At 55.9% G+C, this 15,045-nt stretch carries 9 protein-coding genes; 5 read left to right on the top strand and 4 right to left on the bottom strand.

Translation table 11 applies throughout. The features are described 5' to 3' along the window. Positions 1–10: 10 nt before the first annotated feature. Both CA54_RS27350 and CA54_RS27345 read right to left on the bottom strand, forming a co-directional pair. The gene (locus tag CA54_RS27350) at positions 11–901 is read right to left on the bottom strand and encodes a sulfurtransferase (RefSeq protein ID WP_146374148.1); all 891 of its coding nucleotides are present in this window, start codon (positions 899–901) and stop codon (positions 11–13) included. Between the two features lie 209 nt (positions 902–1,110). After that, complete coding sequence (locus CA54_RS27345) at positions 1,111–2,094, bottom strand: adenosine kinase (RefSeq protein ID WP_146374147.1); 984 nt, start codon at positions 2,092–2,094, stop codon at positions 1,111–1,113. 344 nt (positions 2,095–2,438) lie between these two features. On the opposite strand from CA54_RS27345, the gene CA54_RS27340 reads away from it, so the two are divergent. Next, positions 2,439–3,917: an aspartate aminotransferase family protein gene (locus CA54_RS27340; RefSeq protein WP_146374146.1), complete on the top strand. Its 1,479-nt coding sequence runs from the start codon at positions 2,439–2,441 to the stop codon at positions 3,915–3,917. Between the two features lie 53 nt (positions 3,918–3,970). On the opposite strand, the gene CA54_RS27335 is transcribed toward CA54_RS27340, so the two are convergent. After that, a complete protein-coding gene (locus CA54_RS27335; RefSeq protein WP_146374145.1) occupies positions 3,971–5,491 on the bottom strand; it encodes a hypothetical protein in 1,521 nt (506 codons plus the stop codon). Between the two features lie 252 nt (positions 5,492–5,743). Here CA54_RS27335 and CA54_RS27330 point away from each other — a divergent pair, with 252 nt between their 5' ends. The 4 genes from CA54_RS27330 (at position 5,744) to CA54_RS27315 (ending at position 9,264) form a co-directional block, all read left to right on the top strand. After that, positions 5,744–7,099, top strand: a complete 1,356-nt coding sequence (locus CA54_RS27330; protein WP_146374144.1) for a carbon-nitrogen hydrolase family protein — start codon at positions 5,744–5,746, stop codon at positions 7,097–7,099. Between the two features lie 33 nt (positions 7,100–7,132). Continuing rightward, complete coding sequence (locus tag CA54_RS27325; protein ID WP_146374143.1) at positions 7,133–7,588, top strand: GNAT family N-acetyltransferase; 456 nt, start codon at positions 7,133–7,135, stop codon at positions 7,586–7,588. Between the two features lie 67 nt (positions 7,589–7,655). Beyond that, positions 7,656–8,342 (top strand): class I SAM-dependent methyltransferase, encoded by a 687-nt coding sequence (locus tag CA54_RS27320; RefSeq protein WP_146374142.1) that lies wholly within the window; start codon positions 7,656–7,658, stop codon positions 8,340–8,342. 124 nt (positions 8,343–8,466) lie between these two features. Then, on the top strand, positions 8,467–9,264 hold the full coding sequence (locus tag CA54_RS27315; RefSeq protein WP_146374141.1) for a transglutaminase domain-containing protein: 798 nt from the start codon (positions 8,467–8,469) through the stop codon (positions 9,262–9,264). Between the two features lie 132 nt (positions 9,265–9,396). Here CA54_RS27315 and CA54_RS27310 read toward each other — a convergent pair whose 3' ends face one another. Then, positions 9,397–15,006 carry a PKD domain-containing protein gene (locus CA54_RS27310; RefSeq protein WP_146374140.1) on the bottom strand — a complete coding sequence of 1,870 codons (5,610 nt, stop codon included), beginning with the start codon at positions 15,004–15,006 and terminating at the stop codon, positions 9,397–9,399. Positions 15,007–15,045: the final 39 nt, after the last annotated feature.

Genomic DNA, 15,045 nt, shown 5'->3' with positions numbered 1-15,045 from the left:
CCGACGGTGCTCACTTCTCCACCGGAGCATCCTCATCGCTGCTGTACTCCTGCCAACTACAAAAGTAGTTCTGTACGTTTTTGTAGCCCGCCAACTCCAACGCAAAGGCCTCGACCGAAGCCCGACCGCCGCTGCGACAATAAGTCACAGCCGTGTGCTGGGGGCCCAGATTCAGCGCCTGAAACATTCGTCGCAATTCAGCTGCAGACTTAAAGGTCCCATCGTCGGTCAGCAAGCGGACCCATTCCAAATGCGCCGCACCGGGTACACGTCCGGCCGCAAATTCGGATTTGCTGCGGGTGTCAAAGACAAACAGGCTACCATCCTGGACCGCCTGTTTGACGTGATCGATGCGGGCGAGGCGTTGCTTTTGAAACGCTGGCTGAAATTTGGTGGTTTTGAATTCGGCAGGCTCGTCCGTAATGGGGAGTTTCTGTTTGCGCCAGACATCGATGCCCCCATCCATCAAACTCACGTGCTGACAACCCAGATATTTGAGCAGCCACCACACCCGCGCGGCATTGGGAAGCGCGCCGCCATAGACGACGATTCGCCCGTCGCGTGCCAATCCCAACTCACTTCCCAGCTCGCTCCAACGCTGCTGATTCGTCAGTCCGTCGCCACTATTAGCCATAGCGGCCGCTTTCCAACTCGCTACGTCAATCCATCGAGCGCCGGGAAGATGCGCCTTGGAAAAAGCGTCACGTTCTTGGATATCCAGCAGAATGACCGCCGATTGATCAGCTGCATCAACCAGTTCTTCGACCTCGCGGGCTGACAGCAGAAGTTTGGTTTTCTCTGTCTTCGCAGCCTCATCCGCGCCGGCGGCACCCGGCATGAACGTCATCACAATGCAAGCGGCCACAATCACGGCGTAAGGGTGTCGAAGGTTGATGAACATGGGGAGTGACTCCTTAATGATTTACGAGCGTCGATCATCGATTGAGTAGAATACAAAAATGTGCGGAGCTCTTTTAGGGAAGCGCCATGTTGTTGTCTGCCATGTCGCGCACGACGTCAAGCCGTCGGTTTGGGAAGTTAACTTCCTGGACATAGGATATTTTCTTTATCCGTGTTTCATCTCTGTTCATCCGTGGCTTTTATTTCACACTACGACATGAATTGGGCAATTTCTTCTTTGGTGAACCGTCGTTCCAGACGAGCGCCGAGTTGCGAGACGATGCGTCCGGCGGCGTGCGAGGCCAAATGGCCGGCCTGTTTCCAGGTCATGCCGTTGTTGATGCCGTACAACAATCCGGCGGCGTACATGTCGCCCGCTCCGGTGGTGTCGATCGCATCCACCTCGACTCCTTCGATGGGGATCGCCTTTCCGTCGTGCATTAAGAGCGAACCGTCTCCGCCCAACGTGAGGGCGACGTTCTCCGCATGCCGGTGAATCTCCTGGGCACAGTCGATCGCATCCTGTTTGCCGGTCAAACTGCGGGCTTCCTCAAGATTGCAGAACAACAAGTCGACCGGCCCTTCGATCAGTTTCCAGAAGTCGTCTTTGAACAAGTTGATCAAAAATGGATCGGACACCGTAAAGGCTACTTTTACGTCGTTGGCTTTGGCCAATTCAATCGTCTTCATGGCCGCCGCTCGCGTCGATTCCCCAGTGAACAGATACCCTTCGACGTAAACGTAATTCGCTTTACGTATCTCAGCTTCGTCGATGTCATCCGGACCTAGAGTTGACGAAACGCCCAGACTGGTGAGCATGGTCCGCTGCGCGTCTTCGGTAATCAGAATCACGCAGGTGCCGGTTTGGCCGTCGGCGGGGGGAACTTCGATGGCGACGCCCATTTTTCGCATGTCAGCCAGGCAATATTCCCCCAACGCATCGGCGCCCACTTTGCCGGCATAGGCGGCGGTGCCACCCAGGTCGGCGACACCGATTATCGTGTTGGCCGCCGAGCCGCCCGCACAGCGATTGACGGGATGCCCGTCCAGTTCTCCCAACACATCGGCCTGCGTGGCATCATCGACGAGGGTCATGATTCCCTTGGCGTAGTCCAGCTTGAGCAAGGTTTCATCAGAGACCCGAGCTTGAATATCCAACAAGGCGTTTCCCACGCCGTATACGTCGTAAGTCATTCCGTTTAGTTTCCTGCGAATGTTTATCTGATTGTTTTGATTATGGTCGTTGACCGAATGGAAGGGGGCATTGTAGCAAACGCGGGGCGTTTGTGGATGCATGCGGCAGAGGTTAGCGGACAATATCCGCAAGAGCGATCAGCGATTTGAAGCAGAGCCGCCATGGAGTTCGCCTTGCGGTGCGCGATCGTGCCATTGAGACTCACAGTTTGGCCAAGTCAAATCCGATGGCGACGTTTTCTAAAAGTCGTTAAAATTTAATCGGCGGGAGATGTTTTTAAGGACATGTACTGGGACTGCCGCTGTGCGGTACTTTGGGCGAATGTCCGTGGGGAGAATTTCGCATGACGACTGTGGCACCCGCGACTGATAAGTTTGTGTCGGAGTTTTCGATCTCCCGTTGGTGCGATACTGCGGATGTGCTGGCGCGGCTGGACGCACTGCTCAAGCAACCGATACGTCCGATTCGCGCGGAGAATATGCCGCAGGTGTTGTCATATTTCGACTCGCACTGCCGGCAATCGAAATTGGTGTCCACAGCGGCCGAGCATGTCATCCCCGGTGGCGTGCAACACAACTTGGCGTTCAACTATCCGCACCCCTTGGCCATCGGTGCCGCCGACGGGGCACACATGAGGGACGTGGACGGCAATCGTTACATCGATTTTTTGCAGGCGGGTGGAGCGACGCTGCTGGGGGCGAATTATCGGCCGGTTCGCGAACGTGTCCAGGCTGTGCTGGAGGAATGCGGTCCGGTGACCGGCCTGTTGCACGAATATGAAGTCAAACTGGCTGAGTTGGTTTGCCGACACGTTCCGTCGGTCGAGATGTTTCGCATGCTCGGTTCGGGGACGGAAGCGGTGATGGCTGCTATTCGTCTGGCGCGTGCGCATACCGGGCGGAAGTGGATTATCAAAATGGGGGGCGGATACCACGGTTGGTCGGACCAAATGGTTTATGGAATTCGCGTCCCGGGCACGGGGCGAATGGATGCGGCCGGCATTCCGCGGTCGTCGACGGCGCGGATTCAGGAGAGTTTTCCGCACGATCTCCATGCGCTGCGCAGACGTCTGCAACTCAATCGATTGCGAGGCGGAACAGCTGCGGTGATTGTCGAGCCGTTTGGCCCCGAGAGCGGCACGCGACCGGTCACAGCGGAATTCAACGGCGAGCTGCGGGCGTTGTGTGACGAATTCGGGGTGTTGTTGATCTTTGACGAGGTGGTCACCGGGTTTCGCACGGGGCTTGCGGGCGCGCAAGGTTACTTCGACGTGCGGCCCGATCTGACCGTGTTTGGCAAATGTCTGACCGGTGGATATCCCATGTCAGGGGGCGTGGGCGGACCGCGCGACATCATGATGAATCTCGCCGGCGGTCTGGGCGGTAGTCAAAAGAAGGTACTGGTCGGCGGAACACTCTCGGCCAATCCGCTGTCGTGTGTTGCCGGTTATTATTCGATCCTCGAGATGGAAAAAACTCAAGCCGCGCAGCACGCGGGCCGCGCCGGGGATCGACTGTGCGCGGGTTTGACGGAAATCATCGACCGTTTGGGCCTGCCGTACGTTGCCTACAACCAAGGATCCATCGTGCACTTGCAGACATCCGGTGTGATGCTGATGGACGCCCGGAATCCATTCAAATTGATGAAGCTGGTCCAGGAAGCCGAGGCGCGCAAACGGTCGATGGAGGAATTCGGCGCGGCGTACTGCGCGCACGGCTTGATCACGCTGGCCGGGAGCCGACTGTATACGTCGCTGGCCGATACGGACGAGGTGATCGACGAAGCACTGAATCGTTTCGAAGATGTGTTGAAGTTGGCGTAATGATCCTTCGTTGCGAAACGTCGAACACCCAAGTCCGTAGCGATCTCCCACAATCACGGTTGTTCGCCGTCTGTGAATTGAAACGAGTACAGATCCCCGTCCTTGAGTTCTACATGCAGTCGCACTGGCTTGCCGGCGAGGGAACTGAGGTCCGCACCGTTCTTCCAACTCGCAACCTGTTCCGTTGAGTCGCCGAAAAGTTCCGCCGACTCATCCAGGGTAAAACCGGGTATCGGCGTGCCGTCGGCCTCTTGGATTTCAACTTTTAAACTTCCGGCGGCGGAGGTGGCGTAATTCAGTATCAGTTGTGAGCCGGTGAAAGTCAGCGGCTTGGTCGTCATTTCTCCGCCCGCGTACGGAGCGTTCAGCGAGACGAAGCCGTCGAGGCGAATGGTATAACGGCGGATGCGGCGAGATTCGTTGCGCCAGGCTCCTTCGTCGAAATGCATCGAGATTTCGTGCGGAAGTCCCGGGTGCTCAGATTTCGTTTCGAATAGCCCGTAGCTTTGATAGTTGTCGCCATAGATCCAACGCCCCTCTGCTTCGGGGCCGGGGCGGAGGAACGCTTCGTCCCAGCGTTTGAAATCCAAACCATCGCGGCTGGACATGAACAACCCGTCGGTGAGATCCGTTCCGCAACGTTCGTAGACCTTGATCAGTTGCTTGCGCAGTTCCAACGGCGGGAGCTGTTGCACATGCTCAGTGAGCGGCCGCGCGACGTAGCGGGTGGGGAAGCCGACGAGGATGTGCGGCGCGCGATAATAGGGCAGGATTTGATTCGTATACATCTGCTGCGGCGGCGAACCGGGGTACTCCAACCCAACCGGTTCGCTCCAGTTTGCAAAGTCTTTGGAATGACACATACCGATCAGCCGCAACCCTTTGAATTTTGCTTCACTGAAAAAGCGGACATACATCGTGTAGCGGTTGTGGATTGGATCCCAAAAGGCGGTGTTGTGCGAATCAAACGCCCCCTTGGTCACGACCGGGCCGTCGCTGAGCCGCTCCCAATGAATCCCGTCGGCCGATTGAAACGTCCACAGCCCTTTGCTGGTGACGGTACCGCCGATGGCCTTGTAGCGCTGCTCGGGCGGGCAGTTGGGATTGGTGTCTTTGAACGGAGCGAAATTGTGCGCTTCGGGAGTGCCCATCCAGATGATGTTATTGTCGTCGTCGACTCCCGGCCATTTATGAATCCCGAGATTCGGTTTCGTCCAATGGATACCGTCATCGCTTTCGGCATAGCAGACCGCCTCGGATTGCGCCTGCCGTAGCGGCGGTTTGTCGATCAAGTATTTATGACCGCGATAATACATGCGGTAGATGTCGCCATCCTGAAAGACGGTCGGATAGCCGCTGGCATTGCCTTCCCAGACTTGGTCGAAGGTGATGGCGATTTCGCGTGGCTGGGGGTGATGCAGTTTGAGTTGTGCTTTCCCATCCAGCGAATCAATCAACGCGCGATCCACCAACGGCTCGCGGCGCGAACCGATATCAACCGGTTCTTCGGCCTCCACAACATTGACGGTGATAAATGAGACGCAAGCGGCGACGCACAGAAGACAACGAAGCATAGGTCAAATTCCAACAGAAGGATTTGTGAGGAGTCGATGTTGAAGCAGACCGCGCGAGCTCAGAGCGGTGCTGGCGATTATTGTAACATCACGCGCGCTAGAAATACTTCTCCGCGGCGGAAATCTTTGGATTGTCGAAAACCGAAACCGTCATGGAACGTCCGGCAAGATTCGGCTATCCTCAAGAAATACGAAACTGCCAGCCGCGCTCGCGCTGAATACCTCGCCTGAACTTTTTACAGGAAAACGACGATGCATTGCAAAACAGCCGTTGGATTGCTCGGAGCGTTGTTACTGATCACCAGTCCTCTTACGGCAGCGGACGATGCAATCCCCGACGGGTGGGCGGCGAAATCGCTGCGTGAGGAGATTCGCCCCGCGTTTTCCTACCTGCCTGAAGGAGGACTAAGCGGTAAGGGCAGTTTTGTGATCACTGCGGATGAGCGCAAAGGTTTGTTCGGCTGGTGGGAAACCTCGCGGGACGTCACCGGCGGCAAATACTATGAGTTTTCTGCACGGTTTCAGGTCGACGGCATCGAGAATCCGCGGCGAGCGATTGTCGCACGCGTATTGTGGCAAAATTCACAAGGCCGCCCGGTCAAGCACGATTCCATTTCGACCGCCTCCTACAATCCTGGATCGCGTCCCCGTGCCGAACCGGAATACCCACCACGTCGCGGCACCGACGAAAATGGTTGGACGACCGTCTCAGCCGTGTACCGCGCTCCGAGTGAAGCGACGCAAGCGGTGATCGAGTTGTCCTACCGCTGGGCGCCGCAAGGCCGTGTGGAATGGACCGACGTGCAACTCACACCAACAACAGCGCCAAAACCGCGCAAGGTGCGACTGGCAACCGTGCACTACCAGCCCAGAGAGGGCACGACCAGTGCGGAGAAGTGCCAACTGTTTCAGCCGTTGATTGAAAAGGCGGCCCAGCAGGACGTCGATCTGGTTGTTTTGCCCGAAACGTTGACCTTCTATGGGACCGGCGGCACCTATGCCGACAGTGCGGAACCGATTCCCGGCCCGTCGACCAGATACTTTGGAAAACTGGCCAAGCAACATGATCTGTACATTGTGGCGGGGCTGATGGAACGTGACAAGCATCTTGTCTACAACGTCGCTGTGTTGATTGGTCCCGATGGCAAAGTGGTTGGCAAATACCGCAAGGTGACGTTGCCCCGCGGTGAGATCGAAGGCGGGATCACGCCGGGCGACGACTATCCAGTCTTCGACACGCGCTTTGGAAAAGTGGGCATGATGGTCTGCTACGACGGATTTTTCCCGGAAGTCGCCCGCGAGTTGAGCAATCGCGGGGCGGAGGTGATCGCCTGGCCGGTGTGGGGCTGCAACCCGATGTTGGGCGCCGCCCGCGCCTGCGAAAACCATGTCTATGTGATCAGCAGCACCTACACCGACGTCGCCGCCAACTGGATGATCTCAGCCGTCTACGGTCAAGACGGCAAGCTGCTAGCACAAGGCAAGGAATGGGGCAGCATCGCTGTCGCCGAAGTCGATCTCAATCAACCGCTGCTGTGGCACAGCCTGGGAGACTTCAAAGCCCAAATCGCCCCCCACCGCCCCCCGGTGAAACCGGCGAAGCCTTGATGGGCGGTTGGAGGGGCTTATGGAGAAAGGCAAGTGTTTCACATCAAGCAATATATGGGAGCCGAATGCCCGCCCATTTTACCCCTCGTCGAAGAAGCATTAGACGAAGGGTTTGAATTTCTATCGCGGCTCATGCGCGATTGGGAATCTGGAGAGAATTCTTTTGATCAACGGGGTGAGGTGCTATTCCTCATTTGGAACGACGGTGTTCCGGTTGGAGTGGGTGGGCTCAACGTCGATCCCTATGCATTGGATACATGCATTGGCCGGGTGCGGCACGTTTATGTGTCTCGACAATTTCGCCGACGTGGTATGGGACGCGCATTACTTTTAGAGTTGATCAACATTTCACAACACCGTTTTCGCATGCTTCGTCTGCGGACCAATACGGAGCAAGGGGACAGTTTCTATCGAGAACTTGGATTCGTGCCGATTGTGGAATCGAACGATTCCACCCATTGTTTAAATTTAACATCGGATGTTGTCTGATGCTTGGTCTTGATTGAATCTTCCCACCCATTGCATCCGCCGCCGAAACAACGATGATCCAAGCCGTATGCCCAATCCTCCCACCGACACCAATTCGCAATTTGTGAAACAGACAAGGTGCCCCCTGTGTGCTGCAGCAGGCATTGTGCCCTGGCATACCGACCAGTTTCGCGAATATCTGCGGTGCGAGAATTGTGAGTTGATCTTCGTCCCGCCCCTTTACCATCTCTCGCGCTCAGCGGAGAAGGCGGAGTATGATTTGCATCAAAACTCGCCGGAGGACGAGGGTTATCGGCGGTTTCTTAGCCGCGTTTTTGAACCAGTTCATGGTCGAGTCGCCGAGGCGAGCAGCGGGCTGGATTTTGGGTCGGGGCCAGGGCCAACGTTGTCGGTAATGTTCGAGGAGGCGGGGCATACGATGGCGATTTATGATCCCCATTACGCCGCTGACACCGCTCCGCTGGCAAAGCAATACGATTTTGTCACCGCCAGCGAAGTCGTCGAACACTTCTGCCGGCCGGCAGACGGTTTAGCGCGAATCTGGAGCTGTGTGAAGCCGTGTGGGCTATTGGGGATCATGACGAAACTGTCGCTCGACCAAGCCGCGTTCGCCGGCTGGCACTACAAAGACGACCTGACCCACGTCAGTTTCTTTTCCCGGGCGACCTTTGTTTGGCTAGCAACGCAGTGGAATGCCGAGCTGGAGTTTGTAGGCAAAGACGTCGTGTTAATAACAGCCGGAGAAATTGCCTGACGATTCCGTGCACGTTTTTTAAGCAGCGGTGCTTCGAGAGAGGGGCTTGTCGAGTGAGCGCATTGCTCCCTACAATCCTGCGTCCTGCCCTCCGTTGCCCCTGCTTTATAACGAAGATCAAATCATGTGGTTGCGCGCTTCTTGTTTGCTCGAATTCGACTTTCCGGTGGCGACGCCATTTTTGTTGATGCTCCGACCGCGGAGCGGTACGCAGCAGTGGATTGCCCGCGAAGAGTATCTGCTTTCCCCCAGCGTGCCGGCAGTCGAATTCACCGACCCGTTTGGGAACCTGTGCCAACGGTTGGTGGGTCCATCTGGTCCCTTTTCAATTCGCACGACCGCCGATATCGAATCGGCTGAGGAGTCCGATGCCGCTCCGGGGGCTTCATTTGTCGAAGTACAAGACTTACCGGACTCGACATTGCCTTTCTTGTTGCCCAGTCGATATTGTGAGTCCGATCGCTTCGCTGAAATGGCGTCATCGATCGTAGCGGGGCATTGGGCCGGGTACGATCAGTGCCAAGCCATCGTCGATTACATTCGTACGACGATCCAATACGCGCCGGGAGCAGGGCAACAGATCATTAGCGCCTGCGAAGTGAATGAACACTCGCAAGCCGTCTGTCGCGATATGGCCCACTTGGGCATCGCACTATGTCGTGCGCTGGCAATCCCGGCCCGGATGGTGGTCGGCTATCTGGCAACGCTGCAGCCGATGGATCTTCACGCTTGGTTCGAGGCATACGTCGGCGGCAGGTGGTATACCTTCGACCCCACGCAGGACAACTTGCGCGGGGGCCGCGTAGCCATCGCCTACGGCCGGGACGCGGCCGATGTAGCTGTTTACACCCAGTTCGGCGATCCCGTGGAGCTATTACGCATGGAAGTTCGCGTCAAACAACTCACCCAGCCGCCCGCCTGAAGCGGCACGCGACGGTGAGTCCATTGAGTGTTTTAGGTCGGTATTCCGCCCGCCAACAGAAACGAGCGACAATGCGCTGCCGCCGTATTGGTTTGGGAGTACCCCGGATGATTGCTTTACGCAACAGGTTTATTACACCTCTTTGCCGTATTCCGCGAAGAATAATTCTCTTGGATCAATCTCGTCGGACTGCGACGCCGGGAACAGCGGTTGATAGTTTGTTGAGTTTGCTTGGATAGTAAACCATTGCTCCCACCGGGCAAGACGATTTACCGTGCCAGTCGAAATGCTATTGCCCGATTGTGTCTGCTGAGAATTCCGGGACAACTCAACAGCAGTCTGGCTGCTTTCTTTGGAAACTTTATAGTATTCCCCGTCTCCATGGACGCCCGCTACGGCACTGTCTCCGTTGATCGTCTCAATCGTGCCATCACCCCAATTGATTTCCCAACTGCTAATGGGGTCGATCTGTTGGCCGCCGTTGAGCGACAAGACGTACTCGGAACCCTCGTCACTCACGTTCGATCCTGAGATTGATACGCTTGCCGACGAGTCATAAATCTTGATGTTGGAATAAACGCTCTCTCCATCGGCGCCAGCGACGTCATGATCATTTCCAAATGTCAGCCACTGCATGCTTCCTGTGAAGAATTCGCCGACAGGGATGCGATAATGGACCGTGCCGGGTGCGTCATTCTCATAGTTGCGAAAGTCGCTGAATCCATAATTCTGCGTTCCGTACAATTGGAAACTGAACTCTGGACTGAGAGATAAATCGTTGTCGAACCCGATAGTGTGGATTTCTCCTTGCGCCGAACTGCGGAAATCGAATTCCAGCACGGTGTCGGCTGTGATCGTCGTGGGCAACTCAATGCTTTTCCATAGGTTGCCGACCAGCCTTAGCGTTGCTCCTTCATCTTCGATGCTCACCGTTCCGTTCTTGTCTTGGCGTCCCGCATATGAGTCGATTGTGTAGTCGTTGAAATTTAACACCGGACCCAAGTCCGCGACGACATTGACCGCCACAGCGTTGGACTGGTAACTGCCATCCTCGTCGCTAGCGGTAGCGGAGATCGCATACTGGCCGCTGCCCGCGTAGACGTGCGTCGCGTAAGTTGGATCACCGTTAATCGTTTGAAGCGTGCCGTCACCCCAGTTGATCGTCCAGCTACTGATCGTATCCGCACCGGGGTCGGTGGAGGCGAGGAACAACGTATAAGTATTGCCTTCGCCAACCGAGCTGTTTCCCGAAATGTTCAACGTTGCGTCGACGTTGTTCACCGTAATGGCCAGTGTATTGGCGGAAAATGTGCCGGCGCTGTTAGTGGCGGTGGCTTGGATTGTGAAGGCGGCAGTACCGTCGGCATAGACATGGCTGGCGGAGTTGGGGTTGCCGTTAATCGTCTCAATCGTGCCGTCGCCCCAATTGATCGTCCACTGCGTGATCGTGTCGGCACCGCTGCCATCGGCATTCAGTGTCAGGTTGTAAGACGAACCTTCGGCAGTGTTTCCTGAGCCGGAGATACTTAATTGCGGAGCCGCTCCAATCACGCTGAGACCGAATGAGTTGGATTGATACGTACCATCTTCATCGCTGGCCGTCGCAGAGATTGTAAACTGTCCACCAGCCGCATAGACGTGCGTCGCGTAAGTCGGATCACCATTGATCGATTGAATCGTGCCGTCACCCCAATTGATTGTCCAACTGCTGATTGTGTCGGCACCGGGATCAGTGGAAGAGAGACTCAGCGTGTAGGTTTCGCCCTCTTCGATCGAACTGTTACCGACAATATTGAGCGTTGCGTCGACGTTATTCACCGTGACGGCCTGCGTATTGGCAGAAAATGTGCCGGCCGCGTTGGTGGCGGTCGCTTGGATTGTGAAGGCGGCAGTACCGTCGGCGTAGACATGGCTGGCGGAGTTGGGGTTGCCGTTGATCGTCTCAATCGTGCCATCACCCCAATTGATTTCCCAACTGCTAATGGGGTCGATCTGTTGGCCGCCGTTGAGCGACAAGACGTACTCGGAACCCTCGTCACTCACGTTCGATCCTGAGATTGATACGCTTGCCGACGAGTCATAAATCTTGATGTTGGAATAAACGCTCTCTCCATCGGCGCCAGCGACGTCATGATCATTTCCAAATGTCAGCCACTGCATGCTTCCTGTGAAGAATTCGCCGACAGGGATGCGATAATGGACCGTGCCGGGTGCGTCATTCTCATAGTTGCGAAAGTCGCTGAATCCATAATTCTGCGTTCCGTACAATTGGAAACTGAACTCTGGACTGAGAGATAAATCGTTGTCGAACCCGATAGTGTGGATTTCTCCTTGCGCCGAACTGCGGAAATCGAATTCCAGCACGGTGTCGGCTGTGATCGTCGTGGGCAACTCAATGCTTTTCCATAGGTTGCCGACCAGCCTTAGCGTTGCTCCTTCATCTTCGATGCTCACCGTTCCGTTCTTGTCTTGGCGTCCCGCATATGAGTCGATTGTGTAGTCGTTGAAATTTAACACCGGACCCAAGTCCGCGACGACATTGACCGCCACAGCGTTGGACTGGTAACTGCCATCCTCGTCGCTAGCGGTAGCAGAGATCGCATACTGTCCACCACCGGTGTAGAGGTGCGTGGCAGAAGAGGGATCACCGTTAATCGTTTCGATCGTGCCGTCACCCCAATTGATCGTCCAACTGCTGATTGTGTCGGCACCGGGATCAGTGGAAGAGAGACTCAGCGTGTAGGTTTCGCCCTCGTCGATCGAACTGTTGCCGACAATATTGAGCGTGGCGTCGACGTTGTTTACCGTGACGGCCTGCGTATTGGCGGAAAATGTGCCGGCCGCGTTGGTGGCGGTCGCTTGGATTGTGAAGGCGGCAGTACCGTCGGCGTAGACATGGCTGGCGGAGTTGGGGTTGCCGTTAATCGTCTCAATCGTGCCGTCGCCCCAATTGATCGTCCACTGCGTGATCGTGTCGGCACCGCTGCCATCGGCATTCAGTGTCAGGTTGTAAGACAAACCTTCGGCAGTGTTTCCTGAGCCGGAGATATTTAATTGCGGAGCGACTTCTTGAACATTTACCGCCATGGCGTTGGACTGGTAGCTACCATCTTCATCACTAGCGGTGGCAGAGATCGCATACTGTCCGCTGCCCGCGTAGATGTGCGTGGCGTAGGTCGGATCGCCGTTGATCGTTTGAATCGTGCCGTCACCCCAGTTGATCGTCCAGCTATTGATCGTGTCCGCGCCGGGATCGGTGGAGGAGAGGTTCAGTGTATAGGTGTTGCCTTCACCAACCGAACTGTTTCCCGAAATGTTCAAGGTTGCGTCGACGTTGTTCACCGTGACGGCCAGGTTATTAGCGGAAAATGTTCCGGCCGCGTTGGTGGCGGTCGCTTGGATTGTGAAGGCGGCAGTACCGTCGGCGTAAACATGACTTGCCGAGTTGGGATTGCCGTTGATTGTCTCAATTGTGCCGTCACCCCAGTTGATGGTCCACTGCGAGATCGTGTCGGCACCGCTGCCATCGGCATTGAGCGTTAGGTTGTAGGTCGAACCTTCCGCAGTGTTTCCCGAGCCGGCGATACTCAATTGCGGAGCGACTTCTTGGACGTTAACCGCCACGGCGTTTGACAGGTAACTGCCATCTTCGTCGCTAGCGGTGGCAGAGATCGCATACTGTCCGCTGCCCACGTAGACGTGCGTCGCGTAAGTCGGATCACCGTTAATCGTTTGGATCGTGCCGTCACCCCAGTTGATCGTCCAGCTACTGATCGTATCCGCACCAGGGTCAGTGGAGGCAAGGAACAGCGTATAAGTGATGCCTTCGCCAACCGAACTATTTCCGGAAATATTCAACGTGGCATCGACGTTGTTCACCGTGACGGCTTGCGTGTTGGCGGAAAATGTGCCGGTCGCGTTGGTGGCGGTCGCTTGGATTGTGTAAGCAGCAGTGCCATCGGCGTAGACGTGGCTGGCGGAGTTGGGATTGCCGTTGATGGTCTGGATCGTGCCGTCGCCCCAGTTGATGGTCCACTCCGTGATCGTTGCTGCGCCACTGCCATCGGCTGAGAGACCTAGTGCGTAAGTCGAACCTTCTGCCACAATGCTCGAACCGGAAATCGCCAATTCCGGTGCGGGATCGAATACATCGACCGTCAACGTGTTGGATTGGTAGGTGCCTGCGGCGTCGGTGGCGGTTGCGGAAATACTGAACGCATTCGGACCTTCGGCGTAAACGTGGGTGACCGTACTGGGGTTTCCATTGATGGTCTGAATGTTGCCATCGCCCCAATTGATGGTCCAACTGCTGATCGTTGAGGATTGGGCATTGGCTTCTGTGAGATTCAACGTGTACAACTCGCCTGCTGCCACCGAGGTGTTTCCAGTAATCGAGATTTCGTTCGTCGAAGCGGAATCACTGCGGGTTGCCGAAACCGTGAATTGTCCCACCGAACCGTATTCACCGGTGCTACGGACGATCAGCACATAATCACCGGCGGCGACATTGGTCGAAATAACAGCTCCGTAGCTTCCCGACGGGTCGGCGGTGGCAATCAGTTGACCGGATGCGGTCCGCAACTCGATGACGGAGTCCAGATTTGCGCCGACTTCAGCGACATTGACGGACAAGTCCACTTGCCCCCCGGTTGTCGAGAAGGAGAACGCGTCTTCATCGCTCATGCGTTCGATGATACCCGAAGCGGTCGCATTATTGCCGGCGAAGGACAAGGTCGTTGCCGAATTGATATCGCCATGATCGTCGGTCCGATAACCAAAGCCGTTTGTCCCCCGCGCAATGACCGCCATGTCGTCTTGATACGTATTGGCTGATGTCGAATTGCCATCGTGCCAAGTGGTCCGCGCTTTGTAATACGAAACCCCCATGATCGGCGCCCAGTCGCCGCTGCCTGGATTGTATTCGTTGGTCCTAACGCCGTTGTCATATGTGCTTTGATGTCTCAGCCCGAACCCATGCCCCGCTTCATGCGATGATGCCTCGGCGATGTATTTGGCGTTTTTTGCCAGATTGTCGGGAAACACGTAGACCGTGTTCACGATGGAGTTGGTGAACGTATTGATGTAGGCCACGCCCCCCGCGCCGCTGCTGTACCAACTACTGTTGCCGCCAATGGCCACCCGCAGGGCATTTCCATTGCTGAAGTCGCCGGGATCAATCGTGGTCACGTCGATGTTGAAAGAGGCATAGTCCTCAGAGACGCGTTGCCAGATTTCGGTGATCGAATTGATTTCGGCGGTACTGAATGAGCTGTAATCTCCATCCAGGCTAAAAGCCGGCGTTGTGATATTGCTATAGGAGCCCCAATTGGATTCGAAGTGTCCGTCAAAATCCAGATACAATTTCACCGATGCGTTGGAATTGCTGGAGAGCAACGGCAGACTTTCCAGCGGGAATTGTTCTCCGTCTCCTGATTCGTCAGAGGTCGAATTCAATTCGAGGGTGTTCAGTTCGTTGAAGTATCCAGCGCCGCAGCAGCCACAGCCACATAACTGAGGGTGACCTGTGTTATTGTCCTCTTCAATCCCGCCATTCAGCTCAAGGCTGCCGGACATGACGAGACGGCTTTCCAGCGTCTCGAATTTCAACGAATCGGTGGAGCGCGAATTGCGTGGCCGAAGTTGCTTGGGAAGTGCGCAGCCGATCAAACGCGAGAGCAGCGAAGCAGTGTCCGCTTCAGGGGTTTGCGTGGACGTGGAAGTTGATCGTGCGCGGAAAAGCATGGCTGCATTCCTCCAAACCGGTTTGAGTTGGGATCGACC

This window comes from Symmachiella macrocystis (genome assembly GCF_007860075.1).
GTDB classification, from domain to species: domain Bacteria; phylum Planctomycetota; class Planctomycetia; order Planctomycetales; family Planctomycetaceae; genus Symmachiella; species Symmachiella macrocystis.
Note: the sequence above shows the minus strand (reverse complement) of the source record. Positions and strands in the feature narration are given on the sequence as shown.